General features: G+C 73.3%; 21 protein-coding genes. 8 read left to right on the top strand and 13 right to left on the bottom strand.

The features are described from left to right. Window positions 1-191: 191 nt before the first annotated feature. The 5 genes from AWQ70_RS19425 to AWQ70_RS19405 are packed head-to-tail and all read right to left on the bottom strand — an operon-like array spanning window position 192 to window position 7,092. Complete coding sequence (locus AWQ70_RS19425) at window positions 192-803, bottom strand: glycerol-3-phosphate responsive antiterminator (protein ID WP_218004592.1); 612 nt, start codon at window positions 801-803, stop codon at window positions 192-194. A 16-nt stretch (window positions 804-819) separates the two neighbouring features. Beyond that, window positions 820-2,382: an FAD-binding oxidoreductase gene (locus AWQ70_RS19420; RefSeq protein ID WP_067178010.1), complete on the bottom strand. Its 1,563-nt coding sequence runs from the start codon at window positions 2,380-2,382 to the stop codon at window positions 820-822. Continuing rightward, window positions 2,379-4,061, bottom strand: a complete 1,683-nt coding sequence (locus AWQ70_RS19415) for a glycerol-3-phosphate dehydrogenase/oxidase (RefSeq protein ID WP_067178008.1) — start codon at window positions 4,059-4,061, stop codon at window positions 2,379-2,381. Before AWQ70_RS19415 ends, AWQ70_RS19420 begins: the two co-directional genes overlap by 4 nt. Further along, window positions 4,058-5,617, bottom strand: coding sequence for an FGGY family carbohydrate kinase (locus tag AWQ70_RS19410; protein ID WP_067178006.1), 1,560 nt, complete (start codon window positions 5,615-5,617; stop codon window positions 4,058-4,060). Before AWQ70_RS19410 ends, AWQ70_RS19415 begins: the two co-directional genes overlap by 4 nt. Before the next feature lie 38 nt (window positions 5,618-5,655). After that, window positions 5,656-7,092 carry an MFS transporter gene (locus tag AWQ70_RS19405; protein ID WP_067178004.1) on the bottom strand — a complete coding sequence of 479 codons (1,437 nt, stop codon included), beginning with the start codon at window positions 7,090-7,092 and terminating at the stop codon, window positions 5,656-5,658. 196 nt (window positions 7,093-7,288) lie between these two features. Between AWQ70_RS19405 and AWQ70_RS19400 the strand changes: the two genes are divergently transcribed. Continuing rightward, window positions 7,289-7,582 (top strand): putative quinol monooxygenase, encoded by a 294-nt coding sequence (locus tag AWQ70_RS19400; protein WP_067178002.1) that lies wholly within the window; start codon window positions 7,289-7,291, stop codon window positions 7,580-7,582. 55 nt (window positions 7,583-7,637) lie between these two features. Here the strand turns inward: AWQ70_RS19400 and AWQ70_RS19395 are convergent, their stop codons facing one another. The 6 genes from AWQ70_RS19395 to AWQ70_RS19370 form a co-directional block, all read right to left on the bottom strand. Beyond that, window positions 7,638-9,266 (bottom strand): amidohydrolase, encoded by a 1,629-nt coding sequence (locus AWQ70_RS19395; RefSeq protein WP_067178000.1) that lies wholly within the window; start codon window positions 9,264-9,266, stop codon window positions 7,638-7,640. Between the two features lie 61 nt (window positions 9,267-9,327). Next, complete coding sequence (locus AWQ70_RS19390; RefSeq protein ID WP_067177998.1) at window positions 9,328-10,173, bottom strand: ABC transporter permease; 846 nt, start codon at window positions 10,171-10,173, stop codon at window positions 9,328-9,330. After that, window positions 10,170-11,105 carry an ABC transporter permease gene (locus AWQ70_RS19385; protein ID WP_067177994.1) on the bottom strand — a complete coding sequence of 312 codons (936 nt, stop codon included), beginning with the start codon at window positions 11,103-11,105 and terminating at the stop codon, window positions 10,170-10,172. Before AWQ70_RS19385 ends, AWQ70_RS19390 begins: the two co-directional genes overlap by 4 nt. Further along, entirely contained in the window at window positions 11,102-12,256 is a 1,155-nt protein-coding gene (locus tag AWQ70_RS19380) for a polyamine ABC transporter substrate-binding protein (protein WP_067177992.1), read from the bottom strand. Before AWQ70_RS19380 ends, AWQ70_RS19385 begins: the two co-directional genes overlap by 4 nt. Continuing rightward, window positions 12,253-13,431, bottom strand: a complete 1,179-nt coding sequence (locus AWQ70_RS19375) for an ABC transporter ATP-binding protein (RefSeq protein ID WP_084517402.1) — start codon at window positions 13,429-13,431, stop codon at window positions 12,253-12,255. Before AWQ70_RS19375 ends, AWQ70_RS19380 begins: the two co-directional genes overlap by 4 nt. After that, entirely contained in the window at window positions 13,428-13,931 is a 504-nt protein-coding gene (locus AWQ70_RS19370) for a gluconokinase (RefSeq protein ID WP_067177990.1), read from the bottom strand. The genes AWQ70_RS19375 and AWQ70_RS19370 overlap by 4 nt, the downstream gene beginning before the upstream one ends. Window positions 13,932-14,072: 141 nt before the next feature. On the opposite strand from AWQ70_RS19370, the gene AWQ70_RS19365 reads away from it, so the two are divergent. Together AWQ70_RS19365 and AWQ70_RS19360 are read left to right on the top strand one after the other, a co-directional pair. Further along, complete coding sequence (locus AWQ70_RS19365) at window positions 14,073-14,813, top strand: FadR/GntR family transcriptional regulator (protein ID WP_067177988.1); 741 nt, start codon at window positions 14,073-14,075, stop codon at window positions 14,811-14,813. Window positions 14,814-14,817: 4 nt separating this feature from the next. Beyond that, a complete protein-coding gene (locus AWQ70_RS19360) occupies window positions 14,818-15,195 on the top strand; it encodes a GyrI-like domain-containing protein (protein ID WP_067177986.1) in 378 nt (125 codons plus the stop codon). Window positions 15,196-15,254: 59 nt separating this feature from the next. Here AWQ70_RS19360 and AWQ70_RS19355 read toward each other — a convergent pair whose 3' ends face one another. Next, window positions 15,255-15,854: a TetR/AcrR family transcriptional regulator gene (locus AWQ70_RS19355; protein ID WP_067177984.1), complete on the bottom strand. Its 600-nt coding sequence runs from the start codon at window positions 15,852-15,854 to the stop codon at window positions 15,255-15,257. A gap of 226 nt (window positions 15,855-16,080) precedes the next feature. Here AWQ70_RS19355 and panB point away from each other — a divergent pair, with 226 nt between their 5' ends. The 3 genes from panB (at window position 16,081) to AWQ70_RS19340 (ending at window position 20,593) form a co-directional block, all read left to right on the top strand. Continuing rightward, window positions 16,081-16,944: a 3-methyl-2-oxobutanoate hydroxymethyltransferase gene (panB, locus tag AWQ70_RS19350; RefSeq protein WP_067177982.1), complete on the top strand. Its 864-nt coding sequence runs from the start codon at window positions 16,081-16,083 to the stop codon at window positions 16,942-16,944. A gap of 131 nt (window positions 16,945-17,075) precedes the next feature. After that, a complete protein-coding gene (locus AWQ70_RS19345; RefSeq protein WP_067177979.1) occupies window positions 17,076-19,790 on the top strand; it encodes a DUF7824 domain-containing protein in 2,715 nt (904 codons plus the stop codon). Between the two features lie 167 nt (window positions 19,791-19,957). Next, entirely contained in the window at window positions 19,958-20,593 is a 636-nt protein-coding gene (locus tag AWQ70_RS19340; RefSeq protein ID WP_067177977.1) for a DedA family protein, read from the top strand. 128 nt (window positions 20,594-20,721) lie between these two features. Here the strand turns inward: AWQ70_RS19340 and AWQ70_RS19335 are convergent, their stop codons facing one another. Then, entirely contained in the window at window positions 20,722-22,575 is a 1,854-nt protein-coding gene (locus tag AWQ70_RS19335) for an NAD(P)-binding protein (RefSeq protein ID WP_245647038.1), read from the bottom strand. Between the two features lie 478 nt (window positions 22,576-23,053). Between AWQ70_RS19335 and AWQ70_RS40580 the strand changes: the two genes are divergently transcribed. Both AWQ70_RS40580 and AWQ70_RS40575 read left to right on the top strand, forming a co-directional pair. Then, window positions 23,054-24,883, top strand: coding sequence for a S9 family peptidase (locus tag AWQ70_RS40580; protein ID WP_218004591.1), 1,830 nt, complete (start codon window positions 23,054-23,056; stop codon window positions 24,881-24,883). Then, a complete protein-coding gene (locus AWQ70_RS40575) occupies window positions 24,832-26,157 on the top strand; it encodes a serine hydrolase (RefSeq protein ID WP_245647037.1) in 1,326 nt (441 codons plus the stop codon). The genes AWQ70_RS40580 and AWQ70_RS40575 overlap by 52 nt, the downstream gene beginning before the upstream one ends. The last annotated feature ends 1 nt before the right edge of the window (window position 26,158 follow it).

Genomic DNA, 26,158 nt, shown 5'->3' with positions numbered 1-26,158 from the left:
GCCGGCCCCCGCGCGCACCGCGCCGGAGGCACACGGGGGAGCGCCGCGCACGGGTCGCCCGTACGCGCGGGAGGGCCGCCCGGCGGCGCGGGCAGGGTGATCGGGCGGAGTGATCGGGCAGGGAGATCGGGCAGGGTGATCAGGCGGGGTGGTCTGACGGGGGCGCCGAGGCGCGCCCGCGGGCGGGGGGATCAGAAGGCACGCAGGGCCGACCGGCGCAGCTCCCACAGGTCCTCGTCCGAGGTGCAGACCCCGGCGGCGCCGTGGGCGAGCGCCCCCGCCACGTCCGCCGGGCTCTGGACGAATCCGGCCGCGAGGTAGGGCACCCCCAGCTCCTTGGCCTGCCGTTCCACGTAGGGCAGCACGACCGCCGGCATGAGCTGGACCAGGTCCGGGTGGGACCGGGCGATGGACTGGAAACTGCGCTGCAGGTTGGAGCGGTCGGTCACGAACACCTTCTGCATGGCGAGCAGGCCCAGGCCGGCCGCCCGCTCGACGATCGCCGCCCGGGTGGAGCAGACCCCGACCGCCCCGATGCCCTTGAGGTACGTCAGGGCGCCGGGGTCGTGGCCCAGGCCGGGGGTCGAGTCCATGTTGACGAACACGATCTTCCCGGCGGCGGCCGTGCGCCGGACCGTCGCCTCCAGGTCGCCGAGCGGGACCGAGGCGAGGATGCCGAGCGGGGTCGAGGTCGTGGTGAACCGGTCCGCCATCTCGGCACCGACGAGCGACGCCATCACCGGATGCTCCGCCAGTGCGGCAAGCAGCCGCCGATCCACGGGACGTTTGGGACGAGGGTTCACCGATCCACCTTATTCGTCAGCGCTGCTCGGACGGTCCGGCCCCGAAGCGGCTGGGCAGCCCCAGCTTCCCGGGGTTCATGATCCCGGCCGGGTCGAGAGCCTGCTTGACCGCCACCAGGGTGGCGAATCCGCTGCCCAGCGAGCGCTCCACGTACGGCGAGCGCAGCAGCCCGACCCCGTGGTGGTGGCTGATCGCCGCGCCGTGCCGGATCAGCACCTCGTTGGCGGCGTCCCAGGCGGCCCGGTACCACTCGCGGCGGCGGGGCCGCTCCACGTCGCCGCGCAGCGAGAAGTACAGGCAGGCTCCGTCGGTGTACGCGTGCGACTGGTGGGCGGACGCGCGCAGCGTCCCCGGCACCGCCTCGATCGCCGCGACCACGTCGTCGTAGATCGCCGCCAGCGACGACCACGGCGCGGCGATCTCACAGGTGTCGGCGACGAAGCCGGGGCCCTTGGCGAAACCGTCGCCGGACTTGCCGACGAGCATGCGCTCGTCCAGCCAGCGGGCGAGGACGGCGTCGCCGTCGAGCGTCACCGACGCCCGCTCCCGGCAGACCTCCTCGACCACGGCCATGGCGGCGTCCACCAGGACGGGGTCCCCCTCGTCGGCGATGAGCAGCAGGTTGGTGCCCGGCTCGCCGAAGTGGGTGCCGCTCTCGTGCGCGTCGTACAGGCGCAGCACGGCGGGGGTCGCCCCGCGCTGGAGGATCTCCCGGCAGGCGTCCAGCCCCGCCGCGAACGTCTCGAACCCGTACGCGAGACCGGCCGCGTACTCGGGCAGCCGGTGGGTGCGCAGCCGCAGCCGGGTGATCACGCCCAGGGTGCCCTCGGAGCCGATGAAGAGCTGGCGGAGGTCCGGGCCGACCGCCGCCCGGGGATAGGCGCCGTACGTGGCGGTGCTCCCGTCGGGGAGGACCACGTCCAGCCCGACGACCATGTCCTCGATCTTCCCGTACCGGGTGGAGAGCTGGCCGGCGCCGCGGCAGGCCGCCCAGCCGCCGACCGTGGAGATGGCGAAGGCGGACGGCCAGTGCCCGGTGGTGGCGCCGTGGACCTCCTGCAGCTCCTTCTCGAACAGGTCGCCGAACATGCCCGCCTGCACCTCGACGATCATCGACTCGGCGTCGAAGGAGACGATCCGGTTGAGCCGGCAGACGTCCAGCACGACCCCGCCGAACACCGGCAGGGCGGCGCCGAGGACGTTGCTGCGGCCGGCCGAGACCGTCAGCGGGATGCCGTGCGCGTGGCAGACGCGGACGACCGCGGCCACCTGCTCCTCGTCGGCCGCCTCGACGATCACGGCGTCCGGGGTGGCGGGGTCGCCGTCGGTCTCCCCGATGGACGTGCCCGCCCACCAGTCGCGGGTGCGCCGGATCACCTCGTCCCGGTCCGTGTGGACCGCGGCGGCGACCGCGCGCAACTCGGCGACGACCGCGTCGGGAACGGGGACCACGTCGCCCTGCAGGCTGGCCTTCCCCTTCCCCGGCGGGCAGTCCGCGGCCCAGCGCGGCGGGGTGGGCGCGCCCACGACGTAGTCGCCCCGGTTGAACGGGTGGGTGACGGTCTGCCTGCTGATCATGAAATTCCCTCCATCAGTACGGTCTTCTCGCGCTCGATGCCGGAGATGTAGTCGTCGACCTGCCGGGCGACCTCGTCGTCGGACAACCCGAGCTCCCTCTGGAGCAGCCGGCCCACCTCCGGGGCCGCCTCGACCGACAGGTCCCGGGCGAACACCCGCATCCGGGTGCGGCGGGACAGCACGTCGTCGACGTTCCGCGCCAGCTCGCACCGGGCCGCGTAGACCACCTCGGCCCGCAGGTGGGCGGCGCCCTCGACGACGGGCTCGGCGAGGGAGGGGTCCTCGTTGAAGAGGTCGGCGACGAAGCGGGCCTCGGTGCCGTACCGGCCGCCCAGGTGGGCGCCGAGCCCGCCGGTGGCCGAGGTGGCCTCCGCGTCGTACCCCGCGCCCCCGAGGAGGGGGAGGCGGACGGTGCGGCAGCGGGCCTGGCGGCCGAGCGCCTTCAGCGCCTCGTCCACCACGAGCTCGCCCATGTGGCGGCTGGTGGTGAGCTTGCCGCCGGTGACGGTGACCAGCCCGTACGCGTCGGTCGAGACGCGGTGGTCGCGGCTCATGTCGAGGGTGGCGCCCTCCTTGCCGTCCTTGCCGCCGACCAGGGGGCGCAGTCCGGCGATCGAGCCGACCACGTCGCCGGGGGTGAGGCCGGCGTCGAACGCGGTGTTGGCCCCGTCGAGCAGGTACCGCATCTCCGCGCCCGTGCACAGCACCTCGTCCAGGGAGCCGTCGTAGTCGGTGTCGGTCGTGCCGACGACCACCACGTCCCCCCAGCGGGTGCAGGTGGCGCGGCGCGCCCGTCCGGGGATGGGCACGGTGACGGTGCCGTCGATCGGCAGCCTGGTCCACGGCACCACGATGTGCACCCCCTTGGCGGGGCGGATCCGGGGCCGGTGGCCGGGGTCCGACATGGCGTCGAGCGTGTCCGACCAGACGCCGGTGGCGTTGATCACCACGCCCGCGCGCACGTCGATCTCACGGCCGTCCACCTCGACGGTCGCGCCGCGCACCCGGCCGCCCTCGCGGATGAGGGCGCGGCAGGCGGCGCCGTTGAGCACGGTCGCCCCGAAGTGCGCGGCGGTCCGCGCGATGGTCAGGGTGAGCCGGGCGTCGTCCGTGCGGCTGTCGTAGTAGAGCAGCCCGCCCTTGAGCCGGTCGGCGCGCAGCCGCGGCGCGCGGGCGAGGACCTCGGGGACGCTGAGCCGCTGGTGCAGCCTGCCGATGCGCCATCCCCCGGCGAGGTCGTAGGTCCAGAGCAGGCCCTCGAAGGCCGTGGCGATGCGCGCGTCGAAGACGCCGTCCTGCGAGAGCACGGGGAAGACGAACGGCAACCGCTGCACCAGGTGCGGCGCGTTGCGGCGGAAGCGCTGCCGCTCCAGCAGCGAGCGCCGGACCAGCGGCAGGTTGCCCTGTTCGATGTACCGCAGGCCGCCGTGGACCATCTTGGACGACTTGGAGGACGTGCCCGACGCGAAGTCGTCCCGCTCCACCAGCGCCACGGTGAGGCCGCGGGTGACGGCGTCCAGCGCGGTGTAGCAGCCGGTGACGCCGCCGCCGACGACGAGCACGTCGACGGGTCGCGACGCGAGCCGCTCGATCTGGCCCTGGCGGTCGAGCCTCAGCGCGGTTCGGCGGATGGCGCTCCTCGTCTCTGACCTCGCCTTGCGTTCGGGAAGCCGGATCACGACGGTGGTTCCTCCTGTGAGTCGGGTTCGGTGCCGCGCGGGCCGGGGCCGGCGGCGGCGATGTGGCGGGCCAGCAGGTCGCGCCACTCGGCGCGGGCCTCGCGGCGCTCGCCGTCGGAGATGGTGGGTTCGAAGACGGGGCCTGCGGGGAGCCCGGCGACGGCCGCGGAGACGGCGGGCCACAACCCGGCCCGCACGCCGCCAAGGTAGGCGGCCCCGCGGAGGCTGGCGGTCTCGTTGCCGAGGGCCCGCCGTACGGGCCGGCCGATCAGGTCCGCCTGACTGGACATCAGCACGTCGCTGGTGGCGAGCCCGCCGCCGCAGAACAGGTCGGTGACGGGGCGGCCCACGGCCTCCTCCACTCCGTCCAGCAGGTCGCAGACCGAGTGGGCGAAACCGTCGAGGACGGCACGGGCCAGCTCCGCCCGGGTGGTGGACAGGCTGAGCCCGGTGAGGACCCCCGTGGCCTCCGGCGACCAGACCGGGGTCCGCAGGCCCGCGAGCGCGGGCAGGAACCGCACCCGGGTCGGCCCGGTGTGCTCGCGGGCGAGCCGCGCCAGCGCGGCCGGAGACTCGAACAGCCCGATCTGCTCGCACAACCAGCGGGTCGCGGAGCCGGTCGTCGGGGCGTAGCCCTCCAGGCTGAACACGGACGTGCCGCGGGACCGCCAGCCGACCAGCGTGAGCACCCCGGGCACCTGCCGGACGTGGGCGGGCGGCCGGTCGCCGGCGACGGCGTCGACGAACGTGCCGGTCCCGTGGACGCACGTCGCCTGGCCGGCCCGGTGGGCGCCGAGCGCGATCATCGCCGCGTGCTGGTCGCCCATCACGGACAGGATGGGCAGCCGCGCGCCGAGGACCGAGGGGTCGGTGAAGCCGAAGTCGCCGTCCTCGTCGACGATCCGCGGCAGCAGGTCGGGCGGGCAGCCGAGGAACGTCACCCACGGCTCGTGCCAGTCCCCGGTCCGCAGGTCGTACGCGCCGGCCGCGACGGCGTTCGTGGCGGACATGACGTGGCGGGCGCCGCCGGTGAGCTTCCAGACCAGCCAGGTGTCCACCGATCCGAACGCGAGCCGCCCCTCGGCGTGGGCCCGCCGGGCGGCCTCGTTCCCGGCGGCCTCCTCCGCCGCCCACAGCAGCGGCGCCCGGGAGCCGACCGGGCGGCCGGTGTGCTCGACGAGGCGGGCGTCCCAGTCCGGCTCCCACTCCCGCAGGCGGGCGGCGTACCGGCGGTCCTGCCACACCACGGCCTGGCTCAGCGGCGCGCCGGTCACCGTGTCCCACAGCAGGACCGTGGCCCGCTGGGTGGAGATCGACACCCCGGTGATCTCCACGCCGTTCGCGGCCGCCCAGTCCAGCGCCTCACGGGACACCTGGACGGTGTTCAGCCAGATCTCCGTGCCGTCCTGCTCGACGCGCAGATGGTCGGGCGAGCGGACGGAGATGGGCAGGTACGCGGCCGGGGCGGCGCCACCGTCGTCGAGGACGACGGCGGCGCGGGTGCCCGTGGTGCCCTCATCGATGCTGAGTACGCCTCGCCGGCGTTCCCTGGTCATCCGCGAAGGTCCTTTCGTCGTGTCCGGGCGGACACCGTTCAGGCCGACACCGGCGTACGGGGCTGGAGGCGGATCGCCTCCTCTTCGAGGTTCACGGCGACGCGGGTCGGGTCCCACTTGATCGCCACGCAGGTCAGCAGGCCGACCAGGGGCACCACCGACAGGGCCATCAGGCTGCCGCCCACGCCGATGCCCGCCTGGAGCTGCGGGAACAGGTACAGGCCGGCGACCGATCCGAGGCTGCCGAGCATCCCGGTCACGCCGGTGCCCAGCGTGCGGATGTCGCTGCGGTACGACAGCGCCGCGATCGACTTGCCGTTCGGGCCCGGGCCCGCGGAGTGGCAGAAGATGAACACGACCGGCAGCAGCGCGGCGATCGCGACGGGCAGTTCCTTGAACGTCGCGCCCATGACCAGCAGGGCGACGAACACCATGGCGTACCCGGCCATCGAGCTGACCCGCAGGCCGAGCCGGCGGCCGGCGTACGCCGACAGGCAGCCGCCGACGATGCCGACCGCGTTGAACGCCATGGAGCCGAGGGTGGCCTTCTCGAACTCCTCGCCGAACAGCTCAAGGCTGATCACCGGCAGGTACCAGCCCACCGCGAAGTACTGCATGGCCTGGGTGAGGGAGATGACGGTCGACAACACGGTCCGGGGCAGGTAGGGGGCGCGGAAGAGCACGCCGGCGTCCCCCAGCCCGACCGGGCGGGCGGTCCCGCCGGCCTGTCCGGGCTCCCGTTCCCCCGCCTCCGCGGCGAAGCCGTACATGCGGCGCAGGTTGGCGGCGGCCTCGCTCAGCCGGCCCTTGGACGCGAGCCAGGTCGGGCTCTCCACCAGGAAGGCGAGCTGCAGGGCGAGCAGGGCGAGCGCGAAGACGGCGGAGGAGCCGACGGACCAGCGCCAGATGTCGGCGCCGACGTCGAACCGGTAGAAGGCGAGCGTGAGCAGGAGGTTCACGGTCGTGGCCGTGTACCAGACGCCCTGCCAGAAGTTGAGCCTGCCCTTGAGGGAGGCGGGGGTGTACTCGGCGAGCAGCGCCATCGCGACGGCGAAGTCCATGCCGTACGCGATGCCGACCAGGCCCCGGCCGGCGAAGACCGTCTGGAAGTCGGAACCAGCCGCGGTCAGCAGCGCGCCGACCGCGAAGACGACCTTCGTGATCAGCAGCGGCCTGACCCGGCCGACGCGCGCGGCGAGCCAGCCGCCGAAGGGGTTGGAGACGATCGCGATAGCCGGGGCCATGGCGGTGAGCACGCCGACCTCGGTGGGGGAGAGGTCCAGTTGCTTGACCATGGGGGACAGGCCGGCACCCAGCGCCGCGTTGGAGTAGGCGTCCAGGAACAGTCCCGCCAGGGCGAGGAACCAGATCCAGTTCGCCCTGCCGCTCAGGCGCTTGAGGGTGTCGATGAGGCCGGCCGCGTCTCCCGCGTCGCGGATGACCGCCGTTCTCGTGTTCGCAGGGCCGTCGTTCATGCCCAGCCGCCTTTCAGGGGGGTTGAGTCCCTAGCCAGCGGTCCGGGAACGACAAAAAGCACAGACGAAGACCACTGACAGGGATGTCTTCGTCTGTGCCTGTCGGTTGACGGGACGTTATTCCCAGGCCGTGCGATATGTCAAGCACCCAAAGTTGGCGTGACATTTCAGGACATTCACCCTAAAGTGCCCCGGCATGGCCTATGTCGTGCAAGCCGTCTGGACCGCGCGCGACGGCGAGGAGAACGCCGTCGCCGACATCATCCGGACCATCACCCCGCTGTCCCGCCGGGAGCCGGGCAACCTCGTCTACGAGGCCCACGTCTCCGCCGACGACCCCCGGCGGTTCATGATCTACGAACGGTACGTCGACGCCGCCGCCTTCGAGGCACACCGGGCCTCCGAGCACTTCCAGAAGTACGTCGTCGGCGACGGCCTCGCCCGTCTCGCCTCCCGGGAGGTCGCCGCCTACGAGCCCCTCGACCCCTGATCCGCCCCCGCCGCCGCGCGGGGTGAGGGCCCGCGCCGGGAGTGCCGGCGGGCGGTCACCTCGTCCAGACCGGCTCGCCGTCGACCAGGGTCACGTCGACCCGCGTCTCGCTGATCTCCTCGCGCACGGTCTCGTCGAGACGGCGGTCCAGGACCACCACGTCCGCGCGGAGGCCCGGTTCCAGCCGGCCCGCCTCGTGCTCGCGGCGCAGCGCGTACGCCGAGCCCGCCGTGGCGGCCCGCAGCGCGGAGCGCAGGCTGATCGCCTCGTCCGGGGCGAACAGCGGCGCGTCCGGTTCGCCGGGGTGGCTCCGGTTGACCGCGACGTGGATCCAGTCCATCGGGTCGGGCGTGCTCACCGGCCAGTCGCTGCCGAAGGCGAGGCGGACGTCCGCGTCCTCCAGCGTGCGGAAGCGGTACTGCAGCGCGGCCAGGTCGCCGGGCAGGTACGGGATCGTCATGTCGAGCATCTGCGCGTCGGCCTGGGCCCAGTACGGCTGGACGTTCGCGATGACGCCGAGCGCGGCCATGCGCGCCACGCTGCGGTCGTCCGCGATCTGCAGGTGCGCGAGCTGGTGCCGCCGGTCGCGCGGGCCGTTGGCGCGGTGCGCCGCCTCCACCAGGTCGAGACACTCGCTGACCGCGCGGTCCCCGATCGCGTGGAAGTGGAGGTCGAACCCCGCGGCGTCCATCTCCGGCACCGCCCGGGCCAGACCGGCGGGGTCGAAGAAGGTCAGGCCGGTGCCCGCGCCGGCGACGCCGACGTACGGGCGCGACAGCGCGGCCGTGTGGGTCTCGCACACCCCGTCGTACATGATCTTGATCGCGGTGCAGGAGAACCGGGAGTCCGGCGGGCAGCCCCGACGCTGCTCGACCAGCTCGGCGAGGGTGCTCTCCGAGGCGTCGCGCGGCCACCACAGGGCGCCGGTCACCCGCGCGCGCAGGCTGCCGTCGGCGGCGGCGCGGCGGTAGACGTCGTAGATGTCGGTGGTGGGGACGAACGGCCCGACGATGGCGTCCTGCCACGACGTCACCCCGTAGGAGAACATCCGCCGCTGCGCCTCCAGCAGGCCGCGCCGCAGGTCCTCCGGGCCGACCGGCGGGACCAGGTCGGAGACGAGCTGCATTGCCGACTCGTGGAGCAGCCCGGTCGGCGCGCCGTCGGCGTCCCGGTCCACGCGGCCGCCGGGCGGCGGGTCGCGGAGCAGCTCAGGCGCCACCCGGTCGAGCGCCGCCGTGCTGACCCAGGCGCTGTGGCCGTCCCGGTTGGCCAGGTACGCGGGACGCCCGCCGCAGACGGCGTCGAGCTCCTCACGGGTCGGAGGACGCTCGGAGAAATGGGGCAGCGCCCAGCCCCGGCCGAGGATCCACTCCTCGCCGGGATGGGCGCGCGCGTAGTCGGCGACCGCCCGCAGCACCTCGTCCCGGCTCTCGCAGCCGGTGAGGTCGCACCGCAGGAGCTCGACTCCGGACTCGGGCACGTGGACGTGGGAGTCGGCGAAGGCGGGCAGGACGGACCGCCCCTCCGCGTCCAGCGTGTCCGTCCCGGCCGGGACCGCGGGGACCCCGGCGTCGTCCGGGACGACCTCGGCGATCAGGCCGTCCGCGACCCGGATCGACCACGACACGTCCTCCCGCCCGGCCAGCGGCAGGTGGGCATTGCGGATCAACAGGTTTCCCGCCATCGGGACGCACATCTCGCTTTCTGCGGGGATGGGGAACGGGGGATGGGAACGAGGGAAGGGGTCAGCGGACGCCGGACAGGGCGCCGACGGTCTCCTTGGAGCCGCCGGCGCGCCGCAACACGAGCGCCACCGCCGCCAGCGCGGCCAGGGTGAGCAGCAGCATCACCGCCGACATCGCCGCGAGCTCGGGGCGCAGCCCCGCCCGCACCGCGCTGAAGACGTAGACGGGCCAGGACGTCGAGCCGGAGACCTGCACGAACGCGGAGATGATCGTGTTGTCGAGGCTCAGCGTGAACGCCATCAGCGCGCCGGCCAGCACGGACGGCAGCAGCAGCGGCAGGGTGACCGACCGGAAGCGGCGCAGCGGCGGCGTGTACAGGTCGGCCGCCGCCTCCTCCAGAGAGGAGTCCATCCCCTGCATCCGGGCGCGGACGAGGAAGGTCACCACAGCCGTCGCGAACAACGAGTGGGCGACCACGAGCCGGACCCATCCGCTGTTGAAGAGCGTGAGGTTCTGGTCCACGCCGAGGGAGACGAACCACGGGAGCAGCGCCACACCGGAGACGATCTCCGGCGTCACCAGCACCAGCGCGAGCAGCGTGGTGACCAGCCGCCCGATCCGCCCTCCCGGATGGCGGGCCAGCGCGTACCCGCACAGGGTGCCGAGCACCACGGCGATCACCGCCGCGCCCGCCGCGGCCCGCACCGACACGGACACGGCGGACAGGATGTCGTCGTTGGACAGCGCCGCGGAGTAGGCGTCGAGCCCGAACCCCTCCCAGGAGGCCAGCAGCCGCCCGCTGTTGAAGGAGTAGACGACGATGACGGCGATCGGCGTGAAGAGGAACGCGATCACGAGAAGGCCCCACACGCCCAGGAGCCGGTCCACGATCGGCCGCGATCTCATGCGGCGCTCCCTTCCGCGATCCCGGCGAGCTCGCGGCGCCGCCGGTGGGTGAGCAACCAGGTGCAGACGGCGCCGGCCGCCGCCGTGGCGAGGATCGTCAGGGCGATGACGACGATCAGCACCACGGCCATCGCCGAGCCGAGCGCCCAGTTCTGCGCCTGCTGGAACTGGCTGGCGACGAGCTGGCCGACCATGTTGCCGCGCGCGCCGCCGAGGACCGCCGCGGTGACGTAGTCGCCCATGAGCGGGATGAACACGAGGAGCAGCCCGGCCGCGATGCCCGGCCGGGCGAGCGGCAGCGTGACCTGCAGCGCCGTACGCCACCGGTTGGCGCCCAGGTCGTTGCTCGCCTCGCGCAACGATCCGTCGATCCGGTCCAGGGCGACGTAGAGCGGGAGGATCATCATGGGCAGGTAGTTGTAGACGACGCCGAGCAGCACGGCGCCCCGGGTGAAGAGCATCGAGAACGGCGCGTCGATCAGCCCGAGGCTCTGCATGGCCCGGGAGGCGAAGCCCTCGGGCGACAGGACGACCTGCCAGCCGATCGTGCGGATCAGGAAGTTCGTCCAGAACGGCACGAGCACGAGGGCCAGCACGACGAAGCGCCGGTGCGGCCGCACCTTGACCGCCAGCCAGTACGCGAACGGCAGGCCGATCGCCAGGCAGAGCGCGGTGCCGGTCACGCCGATGCGCAGGGTCCCGGAGAAGCTCGTCAGGAACGTGTCGCCGAGCGCCTCCCGGTAGCGGTCCAGCGTCAGCACGTCGTTGGCGTGGGTCTGGTACAGCCCCGGCTTGCGGCCGAGGGAGTACCAGAACACCAGCCCGACCGGGGCCACGAAGAACAGGGCGAGCCATGCCAGGGCGGGCGTGGCGAGCAGCCCCGGCGGGACGGCTCGCCGCGCCGCGCGCGGGACGCGGCGGTCGGAGGTCATGCGCCGGCCTTGGCCTTCATCTTGTTGACGATGGCCATCCGCCGCTCCTGGCCCTCGTTGATGACCCCGGTGTACATCGTGGCGACCTGCTCGGCGGACGGGAAGATCATGTCGATCAGCCCGAGCTTGAGCTTGCGCGCCTCCTCCTCGCTGCCGGTGACGCCGCTGCCGTAGCCGACGAAGTCCACCTGCTTGATCGCGACGGCCGGGTCGAGCACGTAATTGATGAGCTCGTGCGCGGCGTCGGCGTTGGCGCTGCCCTTCACGATCGCCCAGTTGTCCATCCAGAGGTTGGTCTTGGGGCCGGGCAGCACCCACTTCCAGCGGTCCTGCTCGCTGCTCGCGAGGATGCCGCGCCGGGCGTCGCCGTTCCAGCAGTGCATGAGGACGTGCGTGCCCTGCGGGATCGCGCTGCTGCCGGGCGAGGAGTCGAAGGCGGCGATGTGCGGGGCGAGCGTGTCGACGAGGAACGTCTCGATCTGGTCGAGCTGGGCCTTGTCGGTGGTGCTCTGGTGCCACCCCCTGGCGAAACACAGCATGGCGCAGATCTCGCCCGGGTCGTCGACCAGCGAGGTCTTGCCGCTGGCCTCCTTCTGGGCGGCGTCGAAGAAGTCGTCCCAGGTCTTCAGGTCGCGCTTGACGACCCCGGTGTCGTAGACGAAGCCGGTGGTCCCCCAGTACTTCGTCACCGTGTACTTGTTGCCCTCGTCCCACTCCTGGTTCTGGAAGGCCTTGTCCAGGTTGGCGAGGTTGGGCAGCTTGCCGTGGTCCAGCTCCTGCAGCAGCCCGTTCGCGGCCATCTGCGGGACGAAGACCCCGGTCGGGATGACGATGTCGTAGCCGCTCGTCCCCTTGGCCGCCGCGAGCTTCGCGATCATCTCCTCGTTGGAGCTGTAGGAGTCGACGATCACCTTGGGGCCGTGCTTGGCGGTGAACTCCGCCAGCACCTTCGGGTCGTCGTACGCGCTCCAGGAGTACGCGCGGAGCTGGGCGGCCGCGCCGGAGCCGCCGGAGCCCGAGGACCCGCCGCAGGCCGCGAGCAGGGGCGCCCCGGCGGCGGCCGCGAGCCCGGCGAGGAACGTGCGGCGGGGCAGGCCGGCCACGCGTGCCGCGGGCGCGAGAAGGCGGGGTGTGTGGTCGTGGTGGTTCACTTGGCGCTTCCAATCGGGGCTCGGGGAGTGACTTCAGCGGGGAAGACGTGGACGTCGGAGGGGGCCCAGGAGCACCACACGCGGGCGCCCTCGGCGAGACGGCCCGCCTGGCGGCGCGGCACGCGGGCCAGCAGCTCGTGACCGGCGTCGGCGTGCACGACGTACTGCAGGACGTCGCCGAGCAGGGAGACCGCGGCGACGGCGCCGGGCAGGGCGTTGGCCGAGCCGTCGGGCCCGGCCGGCGCCGCCTCGGCCACGGTGACGGCCTCGGGCCGTACGGCGACGCGCACCGCGGCGGCTCCGGAGCCGTGGATCGTGACCGGCTCGGCGGGAAGGACCGTTCCACCGTCGATCTCGATCGCGCGGCCCGCGTCGGCGACGGTGCCGTCGAAGAAGTTCTGCTGGCCGATGAAGCCGGCGACGAACGCGGTGGCCGGCCGCTCGTAGACCGTGTAGGGGTCGGCGATCTGCTCGATCCGGCCGTCCAGCATCACCGCGACCCGGTCGCTCATCGACAGGGCCTCCTCCTGGTCGTGGGTGACGAAGACGAACGTCGTGCCGAGACGGCTCTGCAGGAGCTTGAGCTCGACCTGCATGTCCTCGCGGAGCTTGCGGTCGAGCGCGGCGAGCGGCTCGTCGAGGAGCAGCACGCCGGGCCGGTTGACCAGGGCGCGGGCGAGGGCGACGCGCTGCTGCTGGCCGCCGGAGAGCCGGTTCGGCTTGCGGTCGGCGAAGCGCGTCATCTGCACCATGTCGAGCGCCTCGGCCACGCGCGACCGGATCTCCGCCCGGTCGATCCCGCGCCGCTGGCGCAGCCCGTACGCGATGTTCGCCGCGACGGTCATGTGCGGGAAGAGCGCGTAGGACTGGAACACGGTGTTGACGTCGCGCTTGTGCGGCGGCAGGTGCTGCACGGCGGCGCCCGAGATGAGGACCTCGCCGCTGTCGGGCTGCTCGAAGCCGGCGAGCATGCGCAGGGTCGTCGTCTTGCCGCACCCGGACGGGCCGAGCAGGGAGAGGAACTCCCCGGGGTTCACCGAGAGGTCGAGGTCCTTGACGACGGTGACGCCGCCGAAGGACTTGCTGACCGAGCGGAGCTCGACGGAGCCTTTCCCGTCGCCGGCGTCCGCCCGCCGGCCGGACGCCACGGCGTTCCGGGTGGGGGAGCTGCTCATACGACCTCCTTGGAGGAATCGGCCTGGATGTCCGCGAGGGCGCGCAGCGCCCGCTCGACGATCCGCTCGGGGGGAAGGACGAACTCGACGGTGAGCCCGGGTTCGTCGTCCGCGAGCGGTTCGAGCGCGGCGTACTGCGCGGTGACCAGGGAGACCGGCATGAAATGCCCCTCGCGCCCGCCGACCCTGGCGGCGGCGACGTCGGGGGGACCGGCCAGGTGGAGGAACCAGACCGACGGGCCGTGCTCGCGCAGGATGTCGCGGTAGGTCCGCTTGAGCGCCGAGCAGGACACGACGCCTCCGGCCGGGCCGCGCGCGGCGAGCCAGTCGCCGACCGCGTGGAGCCAGGGCCCGCGGTCGGCGTCGTCGAGCGGCTCGCCCGCGCTCATCTTGGCGACGTTGCCCTCGCTGTGGAACGCGTCGGCGTCGGCGTAGTCGGCTCCGAGCGTGTCGGCGAGGGCGTGTCCCACGGTCGTCTTGCCGGCGCCTGTCACGCCCATGACGACAACCAAAGGTGCTACAAAAAGTGAAGAACTCACGCGATCAGGTCCCCGATGAGATGATGTCTGAGCATCTTGAAGTAAAAGTATGATCCAAGGCAAGACATCAGAGAAAAAAGCATACTTATGAGAGGCGGACGCATGCCCGGCGTGCCGGACAGACAGCAGCCGAGCGACCGCTCCGGAGGGCTGCACGATCGTGTGCTCGACCAGCTCGGCCTGGCGATCGTCTCCGGAGAGACCCCCGAAGGAGAGGTGCTGCGGATCGAGCGGCTCGAGGAGGACCTCGGGGTGTCGCGCACGGTCATGCGCGAGGCCGTACGCGTGCTCGAGTCGATGCAGTTGGTCGCGAGCAGGCGGCGCATCGGCGTCACCGTGCTGCCGCGTTCGCAGTGGAACCTCTTCGACCCGCGGATCATCCGCTGGCGGCTGGCCGGCCCCGACCGCATGGCCCAGCTCGAATCCCTGAGCCAGCTCCGCTGCGGCATCGAGCCGGTCGCCGCGTCACTGGCGGCGACCCGCTGCACCCCCGAGCAGTGCGGCACGCTCACCGCCGCGGTGATCGGCATGTCCGTGACCGCGAAGCGCGGTGACCTGGACGCCTACCTGGAGCACGACATCACCTTCCACCGCACGATCCTGGAGGCGTCCGGCAACGAGATGTTCTCCGGCCTGGCCCAGGTCGTGGCGGAGGTCCTGGCCGGCCGCACCCACCACAACCTGATGCCCGCCGAGCCCGAGACCGCCGCGATCCGGCTGCACGGCGACGTGGCCGAGGCCGTCCAGCTCGGGCACACCCGCGAGGCCGAGACCGCGATGCGCGCGATCGTGCTGGAGTCGATCGAGGCCATGTCGCTGAACACGGGCATCGGGATCGGCTAGACCCGTGACCTGCGCGGCCGCCGCGCCGCCGGTGCGTCCGGCCCCGTGCGGGGAGGAGGGCGCGCGGCTCCTGTTCCTGCGGGTGCCCGACGGGATGGACCCGGAGTGGGCCGACCGGGCGCGCGAGGCCGCCCGCGACGGCGCCGCTCCGGTGGACCGGGTGCAGCTCGCGACGTTCACCGAGGGCCGCTGCGTGCAGATCACGCACCACGGGTCCTTCGCCGACGAGCACCTGTCGCTGGGCAAGATGGGGGCGTTCATGGACGAGCACGGCCTCGTGCCGAACGGGCTCCACCACGAGATCTACCTGTCCGGCGTCGACCCCACCGCCGACCCGTCCACGCTGCGCACCGTCCTGCGCCAGCCGGTCCGCCCCGCCTGACGTCGCCGCCCTCCCCGCGTCCGGACCACGGTTTCGCGGGGAGGGCGTCCGAGCCTCTGTCAGGGGCGGAACGCCCTGAGGGCGACGTCGACGAGCGCGTCGGCGTACTCGTCGGTCAGCGGGCCGGAGCGGAGCAGCCACCGCTGGTAGAGCGGGGCGTAGAGCACCTCGAGCACCAGGTCGAGGTCGGCGTCGGCCGCGAGCTGGCCCGCCCGCTGGGCGCTGCGCAGCCGCGCCTTCTTGGCCTCGTCCACCGGGCCCGCCAGCCGCTCCCGGTACTGCGCGGCGAGGCCGGGATCGTTGCTGATCTCCGTGTTGAGGGCGCGGACCGGCGCCTCGAACTCCGGGTCGGCGAACTCGGCCACCGTCGCGCGCATGACCAGCTTGAGATCGGCCTCGATGTCGCCCGTGTCGGGCAGGGCGATCGCCTCCTCGTCGGCGCCTCCGCTGAGCGCCAGGAACGAGTCGAAGATCACCGCGCCCTTCGACGGCCACCACCGGTAGATCGTCTGCTTTCCCACGCCCGCCCGGGCCGCGATGGCCTCGACCGAGAGCTTCGCGTACCCGACCTCGCCGATCAGCTCGCGGGCGGCGTCGAGGATCGCCCGCCGCGATCGTTCGCTGCGACGGGCGGGATCGGGCTTCCTGGCCTGTGGCATGGGCTCAGCCTAGCATCCATGCGAGACGGACCGTTCCGTCTTGGTGATGTGAAGGGTGCCGGGCACCCCGGACGATGATCCCCCATCGGCGTACGGGGCCGGGCGCGCCCCCTCCGAATCGCCCCGATGCCTCCTTGGAGCGGGGCTACCGGAGGGGCCGCAGGCGTGACACGATCACTTCCGTCCGGGTACGCCACCGTGGCGCCTCGAGACAGGAGGTTTCACCATGTCCGCGTCTGTCCCCCCGACCGAGCGCTCGTCCGCCGCACCGGCCACCCTGTACGGCGGCGCGAGCGGGCGGCGGGTCACCGTCCGCGACATCGCCGCCGCCAAGCAGCGGGGCGAGAAGTGGCCGATGCTCACCGCCTACGACGCCCTCACCGCGCGGGTCTTCGACGAGGCCGGCATCCCCGTGCTGCTCGTCGGCGACACCGCCGCGAACGTCGTCTACGGCCACGACACCACGGTCCCCGTCACCGTGGACGACCTGCTCCCGCTCGCCGCGGCCGTCGTCCGCGGCACCACGAGGGCCATGGTCGTCGCCGACCTGCCGTTCGGCTCCTACCAGGCCGGGGCGCCGCAGGCGCTCGCCGCGGCGGCCCGCTTCATGAAGGAGGCCGGAGCGCACGCGATCAAGCTGGAGGGCGGCCGGCGGATCGTCCCGCAGATCGAGGCCCTGGTCGCCGCCGGCGTCCCCGTGATGGGGCACCTCGGCCTCACCCCGCAGTCGGTGAACGTCCTCGGCGGCTACCGGGTGCAGGGGCGGGGCGACGCCGGCGACGCGCTCATGGACGACGCCAGGGCGCTGGAGGCGGCCGGCGCGTTCGCGGTCGTGCTGGAGTGCGTGCCCGAGGACCTCGCCGCCCGTGTCACCGCGTCCCTGTCGATCCCGACCGTCGGCATCGGCGGCGGCAACCGCACCGACGCCCAGGTGCTGGTCTGGCAGGACATGGCGGGCCTCACCCCGCACACCGCCAGGTTCGTCAAGAAGTACGCCGACCTCGCGACCGTGCTCGGCGATGCCGCGCGCGCGTACGCGGACGAGGTCGTGAGCGGCGCCTTCCCCACCCCCGAGTACTCCTACCGCTGACCCCGCCCCCCGCCCGGCCTCCCGCCGGGCGGGGGCTCGCGAGACGTCGCCCCCGCGCGTACGCGGAGGGCATACGGTCGGCGCGGGTGGATCTCACCGGATTGTCGGCGGGCCGCCCTATTGTCGCGATCATGACGAACGCCTGGGATGAGGTCCGCGCCGCGATCGACGCGGAGGACGCCGCCGCCGTGGCGGCGCTGGTGGCCGGCTTCGACGAGGAGCGGCGCCGGGAGGTCGCCCGCGAGCTGCCCGGACACCTGCCGGTCGCGCGGGAGGCCGGGCGGCGCAGGGACGAGGAACGGGAACGGGAGTGGCGGGCCCGGTGGCTGGAGCTCGACCGGCGGGCGGAGCGCAGCGGCCGGTCCGTCCACTGGTTCCCCGAGGTGCACGGCCTGTACGCCACGCGGGTGGACAGCCTCTGGATGGAGCCGATGCGCGTCGCGGGGGCGGGCACCATCGCCGGCGCCGCCGCCGTGGTCACCTGGCTCAACAAGCGCGACCTCACCCGCTTCTGGGAGCCCGACGAGATCGACGACACCGCGCCGATCCTCCAGGTCGTGGCGGCCAGGCCCGCCGCCTGGCAGCGGGACCTCGCGGTGCGGATGGCGCTGCGGCTGCGGGCGGCGCGCCGCCCGGAGCCCGACCGGCGGGTGCGGCTGACGCTGGAACTGCTGCGCCGCACGGGGGCGGAGCCGCCCGAGCACGACCCGCTCACGCTCGCCTGGATCGCGGCCTCCACGCCGGGAGAGCTGGCCGGCGACCCTCTGCTGGACGCGATGACGCCGAGGCTGTTCGAGGCCGAGGGGGTGGGCAGGCTCCTGCGCGCCGACCGGGAGTGGCCCGCCGCCCTGGCCGGGCTCGCCGACTCCGGGCGGATCCGGCGCGCGGCCCTGCTCGACGGGTGCCGCGCCCGGTTCCTGCGCGGAGGCGAGGCCGTCGACCAGCGTTTCTTCGTCCGCCTGTACGAGCTGCTCGACCCGGCCCCCGACGAGGTCGCCCCGCACACCGGCGACTACCTGGCGCTGCTCGCCTCCGCCCCGGCGAACGTGGCCGGCCTCGCGCTCAAGCAGGTCAGGCGGGCCGGCCCCGTCCCGCCCGAGCGGGCCGGGGAAGCCGTCGAGGGGCTGCTGTTCCGCGGCGAGGGCAGGCTGGTGCGGGCCGGGCTGGCCTGGCTCGACCGGCTCCTGAAGGATCCCGCGGGCGACCTGGACGCCTACGCGCCCGCGCTGGCCGCGGCGCTGGTGTGCGAGTCGGGCGACGCGCGGGACCGCGCGGTGAAGCTGGCGGTCAAGCACGCGCCGCGGTTCGGCCCGCCGGGCGCCGAGACGATCAGGGAGGTCGTCGCCCTGCTGCCCGCCGGCCAGGGGGCGGAGCTGGCCGAGGTCTTCGGCGGCGAGCCCGCGCCCCAACCCGAACCCGCACCCGAATGCGCGCGGTTCGTTCCCGTGCCGCTGCCCGACGTCCCGCCGCCCGCGCCGATGCCGCCGCGGGTGGAGGCCCCGGAGACGCTGGTCCGGCTCTCGCTCCAGCTCTCGGAGTTCGACTGGATGAGCTCCGAGAGGTGGCTGGACGGGTTCGTCCGGCTGGCGGCCGGATGCCCGGACGGCCCGGAGCGGGCCCGGCTGGCCGCGGCGCTCGCCCCGCTCGCCGCGCGCTGCCCGGACAGGCGGTTCCGCTGGAGGCCGTGGTGGGGCACCGGCGACTGGGCCGCGGCGATGGCGAGGGAACTCGCCGAACCGGGAGCGGAGCGCCGCGCCCACCCGGAGGGCCGCCTCACCGTGGCCGAGCGCGTGCCGGGGATGACGCACGCCGGCCTCGGGAAGCTCATGCCGCTCTTCCGGTACGCCGAGGTGTACGAGGCGCTGGTGGAGGGGACGCTGCCGCCGTACCTGCTGGGCACGCCGACCCGCGCGAACGGGCTGCTCGACGCCGAGACGCTGGTGGAGCGGCTGGAGGGATACGAGCGCGACGGCGTCGCGGCGCTGCCGCTGGACCTGCGGCAGGCGCTGCTGCGGCTGGGCCGTACGGTCACGGACGAGGTCGCCGAACGCGCGGCGCGCCTGAACGGGGAGGCCGGGCGCACGGTCGCCCGCTGGCTCACCGACCGGCCGGAGGAGCCGCGCGTTGTGCTGACCTGGGGGACGTATGAGGGGGACACCCGCATCACCTCCGAATTCGTGTCGGGTCCGGAGTACCGCGAGGTGCTCGGCGATCTGCTCGTCCCCCGGATGCACGACGAGTCGTGCGGGCGGCTGCTCGCCGTGCTGGCCGGGCACCGGGAGCTGGCCGCCGCCCGGTCCGCCTACACGTTGCGGACGTACTGGCCGCTGAACAAGCCGTCGGCGGAGGACCTCCGGCTGCTGGTGAGCGCGGACGGCCCGGCGGGGCCCGGCCTGTGCCTGCTGCTGGCCCAGTTCCTGCTGGAAGGGCCGGACGGCGAAGCCGTGCTCCCGCTGCTGCACCTGGCCGCCGCCGGCGACCTGCCCGGAGAGGAGCTCGGCAGGCGGCTGGCCGACCTGCTCGCACGCGACGGGGACGGTCCCGGCGAGGTCGTCGCGGCGCTGCGGGCGGCGGCCGAGCGGGGCGCGCACCGAGAGGTGTGGCAGGTGATGCGCGGTCTGCTGCCCGCCTGCCTGCCGGGGCCGGACGGGCGAGCCACGACGACGCACACGCGGCTGATGCGGTTCGCCGCGGACGCCGCGGAGTGGGCCGGCGCGCGCGGCGAGCTGGCCGTGGTCGCGCGGATCGCCGCCCGCACCCGGGGGAGCGAGCTGGTACGGCAGGCACGACGCCTGCACGACCTGCTGACCGCGGAGGCACCGACGAAAGTAGGGGGCCGGTCGTAACGATCGTCCGATGCGCGTGACCGGCCGCGATCCCTACCGTCGTCAGGGTCGGTCCCTGAGGCGGATCGGGGATCCGCCAGTGCCCTGCCGGGGTCGAGGCCCGATGGCGCAAGATCCCCTTCTCCGCCAAGGTTGGGGGGCTTCCTGAAGATTCGGAGTGCTCGGACATGTCACACGCGATCCTCGACCTGCTCCAGCAGGTGATGACCTCGCCCTGGCTCTACCTGGCGCTGTTCGCGCTGGCGGTGCTCGACGGGTTCTTCCCCGTCGTCCCGGCCGAGACGGGTGTGATCACCGCCGGGGTGTTCGCCGCGAGCGGCGAGACGAACCTGGCGGCGGTGATGCTGGTCGCGGCGCTCGGCGCCTTCGCCGGCGACCACATCTCCTACCTGATCGGCCGCAAGGCGGGCGGCAGGCTGCGCGAGCGCAAGGCGTTCGTGTGGGCGCGCGGGGCCCTGGCCGAGCGCGGCGGGCTGGTGCTCGTGGTCGCCCGTTACATCCCGGGCGGGCGCACGGCCACGACCCTCACCATGGGCGCGATCCGTTACCCGCTGCGCTCGTTCAGCCTCTTCGACGCGATCGCCGCGTGCTCGTGGGCGGTCTACTCGGGCCTGATCGGTTTCTTCGGCGGCATGGCCTTCGAGAACGACCCGATCAAGGGGCTGCTGCTCGGCCTCGGCATCGCGCTCACCATCACCGGTGTGGTCGAGGGCGTGCGTTTCGTCAGGAAGCGGCGGGTGGCGCGGGTGACGCCGGAGACCCCGGAGACGCCCGAGCGTGTCCCCGCGGACACCTCCGTCTGACCCCACCGTCTGACCACACCGTCTGACCCCCTGTGCCCCTCCGGCGGCCGCCGCGCGGAAGGGGCCCGCCCGGGCCTCGTTCGACGCCTCGGGCGGGCCGTCCGGCGGGCGGGGGACACCGCCCGGGATCAGTCGAGGTCCCTGACCGCCCGCCAGGCCGCGTCGATGGCCGCGTCCGCGTACGCGCGGGGCAGCGCGTCCGTGTTGGCGAACGCCAGGTTCCCGTACGGCTGACGGGCCGTCTCGCTGGGCAGCGGCCCGTCCGGGAAGAAGGTCGCCCACGGCCTGCCGTACTCCAGGGCGTAGCCGTGCGCCCAGCGGTTGACCGTGATCGCCCTGATGTCGCGTGCCGGGTCGAAGCCGCCCTGACCGAGGCTGCGCAGCAGCAGTTCCCTGGTGGTGCGCTCGATCTGCTCGAACGGCGTCCTGATCAGCTCGACCCGCCCCTTCACCGCGCCCACGCGCGGGTCCGGGCCGGACGTCGAGCAGGACCGGTTGAGGTGCAGCACGATCGGATCGTCGGGGGAGCGCGGGTGGCGGTAGCCGCCCATGCTGACCGGGAAGTCCAGCGACGCGCCCAGCCAGTACGCGCCGGGGTAGCGGACACTCTGGATGCCGAGCCGCTCGAACGCCTTCCAGTCGCGCAGCACCACGTTGGTGTAGAGCAGCGGCAGCCGCACCGCCTCCTTCAGCGCGAGGCGCTGGTCCTCGGGCAGGTCCGGCACCAGGTAGGGGATCATCTGGTGCTGGCAGGCGAGGATCACCTTGCCGCCGGCGACCGAGCGGAGCCTGCCGCCCTGGACGTAGGAGACCTCGCCGTCGCCCGTGACCCGGACGACCGGGCTGGACAGGCGCAGCCGCACCTTCGCGCCCTTCAGGTCGAGCCGGTCGTAGCGGACCCTCGCCGGGACCAGGTCCTCCATCGTGTGCCCGGGGACCGAGCCGGGGATCAGCGCGCGGACGAGCGCCCTGGCCACCCCGGCGTTGCCGTCGGGGAAGTGGTAGATGTACTCGTCCTCGGCGTCCCAGAACCGCGCCTCGGTCGGCGCCATGAGCGGGTGCGCCTTGGGCACGAGCTTGAGCCCGCCGAAGCCGGGGTAGCCGTCCGCCCACGCGTCCAGCGCGCCGACCGCCTCCGCGTCGTAGCCCCAGTTGCCGCTCGGCACGTTCCGCAGGTACCTGATCACGTCGGGGTGCGCCTTGACGACCGTGCGCAGGTAACCGGCGTAGGTCAGTTCGGCCAGCCGGAGCTTCTTCTCCTCGTCGGAGAGCCCCTTCAGCCAGTCGTGGGAGTCGATCCCGGCCAGGTCCTTCAGCGCCTCCTTGTGCAGCGGCGCCTTGGCCAGGCCGTCCTTGCCGAGGGCCAGGTGGTCGCGGCCGAAGGTCTCCTTGTCGAAGAACGTCGCCCGGCCCAGGCCCTTGTACGTCTCCTCGTGGAAGTAGCGTTCGAACCGCTTCAGCTCGATGCCGAGGTCCTTCAGGAGGCCCTTCGCCTGCCGGGAGAAGGTGGAGGGGCTGTCCAGCGACTGCGAGCCGCCGTAGCCGATCAGCCTCCGGCCGCGCACCTCGAACTCGTTGCGTACGGCGTGGCCGCCGAAGTCGTCGCCCACCTCCAGCAGCAGGATCCGGGCGCCCGCGTGCTTCTGGCGGTAGAAGAACGCCGAGGCGAGGCCGCTGATGCCGGCGCCGACCACCACCAGGTCGTAGCGCTCTCCGGTCGGGTCGGGCTCGCCCATGTCGAACGTGCCGTCGCGCAGCGCGTGCGGCACCTTCAGCATCGCGTCGGTCTGGCCGCGAAGCCCCTTCCTCGCCGGGGGGTACGGCGCGGCGGCCGCGGCCGCGGCCGGGGTTCCGGCGGCGGCGGCGGCCGGGCCGGTCGCGGCGCCGGCCGTCAGCCCGGCCGCGGCGGTGAAGACGACGCCGTTGAGGAAGTCCCGGCGGTTGATGGCCCGATCCATGCCAAGTTCGCGATCGGAGAACACGGCAACTCCTTGATCGTGGGGGGATTGGCGTGGAGTCAAGCACGCCGCCGATATGCCGACAAGAACGGGTATGTAAAAGAAAAGCGGGGGGCGAATACACGCTGTCAGTTTCACCAGTTGACCGCACAAATCCGAAATCCGGAATTTCATATTTCGGGGGGCCGGTGGCCCCGGCCCGCCGGCTCTCCGGAGCCCGTGCCGGCCCCCCACGGCGCGGAGGGGCGTTCGGCCGGCAGCCCGCCCCGGGCCCCGCGCTCGGGGAGTCCTTCCACCGGAGAAGGGGGCGCCGCGACGCCGGATCTCGTCCGCGGCGCCGTTTTGGCGAAAAGCACAACGGACCGGGGCGGATTCGTCGGGGAGGCCGAAGAAGGCGGGACGAACGCGCGCCTAGTGTTCGGTCATGTCTCGCCTCTCCCTCAGCGACATATACCGAATCACGGTCCCGGGAGATCCCCGGCTGCGCCCTGACGGGAGCGCCGTGGCCTACACGGTCACCACCGCCGACCGGGACTCCGACGAGAACCGGTCCGAGATCTGGCTCGCCGCTCCCGGCGCCGGGCCGCGACGCCTGACGGGCGGCCCGCACGACTCCTCCCCGCGCTGGTCGCCCGACGGGCGTTCGCTCGCCTTCCTCCGCCCCGTGGACGGGAGGCCGCAGCTCCACCTCCTCCCCATGGACGGCGGCGAGCCCCGCGTCCTCACCGCCGCGCCCCTCGGCGCGGGCCCTGCCGTCTGGTCGCCCGACGGCCGCTCGATCGCGTACAGCGGGCCGTGCGGCGACCTCGACCCGCACGCCCCGGTCGTGGCCGACCGCCTGGACCACAAGGCCGACGGAACGGGCCTGCTCCGCGGCCTGACCATGCAGGTCTTCGTGCTGCGGGTCGAGACGGCGCAGGCAGGGACGGGAGAGGTCCGGCAGGTCACCTCGGGCGACTTCCACGCGGGCGAGCCGTCCTGGTCGCACGACGGCGGCCGGCTCCTCTTCACCGCGGACATGGAGGCCGACCGCGACCTGGTCGCCGGCGGCGCCGTCTACTCCGTGGACGCCTCCGGCGGCGAACCGGAGCGGCTCACCGGCGCGGAGGTGCTCTGCGCGGGCGTGTGGTGGCCGGGCGAGCGGCCGCTGGTCGTCGGGTACGCGGGCGATCCGGTGGGCCACGCCCGCCTGTTCGAACTGGGCGCGGACGGGCTCGCGGAGGTCAAGACCGGGCTCGACCGCAACATCATGATGGGCGCACCCGGCTATCCCGGGGCGGTGCCCCAGATGGCGGGGGACGACCTGCTCTTCTGCGCCCGCGACGGCGGCTTCACCCACCTCTACCGCGCCCCCGGCGAGAAGATCGTCGGCGGGGACCTGACGATCTCGGGCGTCAGCGCGGCGGGGCGCAGGATCGCCTACGTCGCGGCGACGCCGTACAGCGTGGGGGACGTCTACATCGCGGACCTGCCCGCGACCGGCGACGAGACCCCGCCGGCCGTCACGCGGCTCACCGATCACGCGCTCCCCGACGTCGAGCTGTTCGTACCGCGCGCCCGCACATTCACCGCTCCCGACGGGACGCCGGTGGAGGGCTTCGTCCTGCGGGACGAGACGCTCACCGGGCCGGGACCGCTGCTGCTCGACGCGCACGGCGGCCCGCACAACGCGTGGGCGCCGGTGTTCGACGGCGTGCACCTCTACCACCAGGTGCTCGCCGCGCGCGGCTGGACCGTGCTGACCGTCAACCCGCGCGGCAGCGACGGGTACGGCGAGGCGTTCTACACGGCCCTGACCGGAGCCTGGGGCATCGCCGACACCGGCGACTTCCTCAACCCGATCGACGAGCTGGTCGACGAGGGGATCGCCGACCCCGAACGGCTCGCGGTGACCGGCTACAGCTACGGCGGGTACGTCTCCTGCTGGCTGCCCACCAGGACCGGCCGGTTCAAGGCGGCGATCCCCGGCGGATGCGTCAGCGACCTCCTCAGCCTGGCCGGCACCTCCGACGCGGGCCACCTGCTCAAGGTGTACGAGTGCCGCGGCGACCTCTCGGCGCAGTCCCCCATGACGCACGTCGCCCGGGTGACCACGCCGACGCTGCTCCTCCACGGGGAGGACGACGACCGCTGTCCCGTCGGCCAGGCCGAGCAGTGGTTCGCCGCCCTGCGCGAACAGGGCGTGCCGGTACGGCTGGTCCGCTACCCGGGCGGCTCCCACCTGTTCATCCTCAACGGCCGCCCGTCCCACCGGTTCGACTACAACGAAAGGATCGTCGCGTGGCTACAGCAGTGGATCCCGGTCGATGGCACACCCGTCTCGCCGAGCTGACCGCCCGGTTCGAGGTGCCGGGGGCCAACCTGGCCTTCCTGCACGAGGGCGAGGTGCACGAGTTCGCCGCCGGTGTGCTCAACACGGCCACCGGCGTGGAGACGACCACCGACTCCCTCTTCCAGATCGGCTCCGTCACCAAGGTGTGGACGGCCACCCAGATCATGATGCTCGCCGAGCGGGGCGAGCTGACCCTCGACACCCCGGTCGTCGAGGTGCTGCCGGAGTTCCGGGTCGCCGATCCCGAGGTGAGCAAGTCCGTCACGATCCGGCACCTGCTCACGCACACGTCCGGCATCGACGGCGACCTGTTCCTCGACACGGGCCGGGGCGACGACTGCGTGGAGAAGTACGTGCGGGCCTGCGCGGACCTCGCGCAGAACCACCCCCTCGGCGCCACCCAGTCGTACTGCAACTCCGGCTTCATCGTCGCCGGACGGGTGGTCGAGCGCCTCACCGGCAAGGTGTGGGACGCGGCGCTGCGCGAGCAGATCATCGAGCCGCTCGGCCTGACCCACACCTGGACCCTGCCGGAGGACGTCCTGCGCTTCCGCGGCGCGATGGGCCACATGGGCGGCGAGCCCGCCCCCGCGTGGGGCCTGATGCGCTCCTGCGGGCCGGCCGGACTGATCTGCGCCCGCCCGGCCGACGTCGTCGCCTTCGCCCGCGCCCACCTGGGTGACGGGCTCCTCGCCGACCCGCGGGTGATGTGGGAGCCCCAGGTGGACATCCCCAACCCGCACACCCTCGGCAAGCAGTGGGGCATCGGCTGGATCCTGGACGAGTGGCAGGGCCGCCGGGTCGTCTTCCACGGCGGCAACACCATCGGCCAGGCCGCCATGCTCTGGATGGTCCCCGACGCCGAGACCGCCGTGTGCCTGCTGGCCAACGGCGGCCACACCGCCGCCTTCCAGCACGCCCTCGCCACCGAGCTGTTCGACGAGCTGCTCGGCCTGGCCGTGCCGCCCGTGCTCGGCCCTCCCGCCGAGCCGTACGAGACCGACGTCGAGCGGTACGCCGGCGTGTACGAGCGGGCGGGCGTCCGGTTCACGCTGTCGGTGCGCGACGGCCGGCTCTCGCTGTACGGCGAGACGACCGGCGCCCTCGCCGACATGCAGCCGCCGATGGAGTTCGACCTCGTCCCGGTGGACGACACCACCTTCGTCGGCCGTCCGGACGACGATCCGCAGTGGATGTCGGCGGTCTTCTACGAGCTCGCCGACGGCTCGCCGTACGTTCACCTCGGCGTGCGCGCCACGCCCAAGACCGCCTGAG

The sequence above is a fragment of the Microtetraspora niveoalba genome, from assembly GCF_001570405.1.
GTDB classification, from domain to species: Bacteria; Actinomycetota; Actinomycetes; order Streptosporangiales; family Streptosporangiaceae; genus Microtetraspora; species Microtetraspora niveoalba.
The sequence above is the reverse complement of the archived record's forward strand: the minus strand, read 5'-3'. Positions and strand labels throughout refer to the sequence as shown.

Excerpts from the sequence above, each read along its gene's own strand:
- AWQ70_RS19420 (WP_067178010.1), bottom strand. The coding sequence starts at position 2,382 with ATGATCAGCAGGCAGACCGTCACCCACCCGTTCAACCGGGGCGACTAC.
- AWQ70_RS19410 (WP_067178006.1), bottom strand. The coding sequence starts at position 5,617 with ATGACCAGGGAACGCCGGCGAGGCGTACTCAGCATCGATGAGGGCACC.
- AWQ70_RS19405 (WP_067178004.1), bottom strand. The coding sequence starts at position 7,092 with ATGAACGACGGCCCTGCGAACACGAGAACGGCGGTCATCCGCGACGCG.
- AWQ70_RS19400 (WP_067178002.1), top strand. The coding sequence starts at position 7,289 with ATGGCCTATGTCGTGCAAGCCGTCTGGACCGCGCGCGACGGCGAGGAG.
- AWQ70_RS19395 (WP_067178000.1), bottom strand. The coding sequence starts at position 9,266 with ATGGCGGGAAACCTGTTGATCCGCAATGCCCACCTGCCGCTGGCCGGG.
- AWQ70_RS19390 (WP_067177998.1), bottom strand. The coding sequence starts at position 10,173 with ATGAGATCGCGGCCGATCGTGGACCGGCTCCTGGGCGTGTGGGGCCTT.
- AWQ70_RS19385 (WP_067177994.1), bottom strand. The coding sequence starts at position 11,105 with ATGACCTCCGACCGCCGCGTCCCGCGCGCGGCGCGGCGAGCCGTCCCG.
- AWQ70_RS19375 (WP_084517402.1), bottom strand. The coding sequence starts at position 13,431 with ATGAGCAGCTCCCCCACCCGGAACGCCGTGGCGTCCGGCCGGCGGGCG.
- AWQ70_RS19370 (WP_067177990.1), bottom strand. The coding sequence starts at position 13,931 with ATGGGCGTGACAGGCGCCGGCAAGACGACCGTGGGACACGCCCTCGCC.
- AWQ70_RS19365 (WP_067177988.1), top strand. The coding sequence starts at position 14,073 with ATGCCCGGCGTGCCGGACAGACAGCAGCCGAGCGACCGCTCCGGAGGG.
- AWQ70_RS19355 (WP_067177984.1), bottom strand. The coding sequence starts at position 15,854 with ATGCCACAGGCCAGGAAGCCCGATCCCGCCCGTCGCAGCGAACGATCG.
- panB (WP_067177982.1), top strand. The coding sequence starts at position 16,081 with ATGTCCGCGTCTGTCCCCCCGACCGAGCGCTCGTCCGCCGCACCGGCC.
- AWQ70_RS19345 (WP_067177979.1), top strand. The coding sequence starts at position 17,076 with ATGACGAACGCCTGGGATGAGGTCCGCGCCGCGATCGACGCGGAGGAC.
- AWQ70_RS19340 (WP_067177977.1), top strand. The coding sequence starts at position 19,958 with ATGTCACACGCGATCCTCGACCTGCTCCAGCAGGTGATGACCTCGCCC.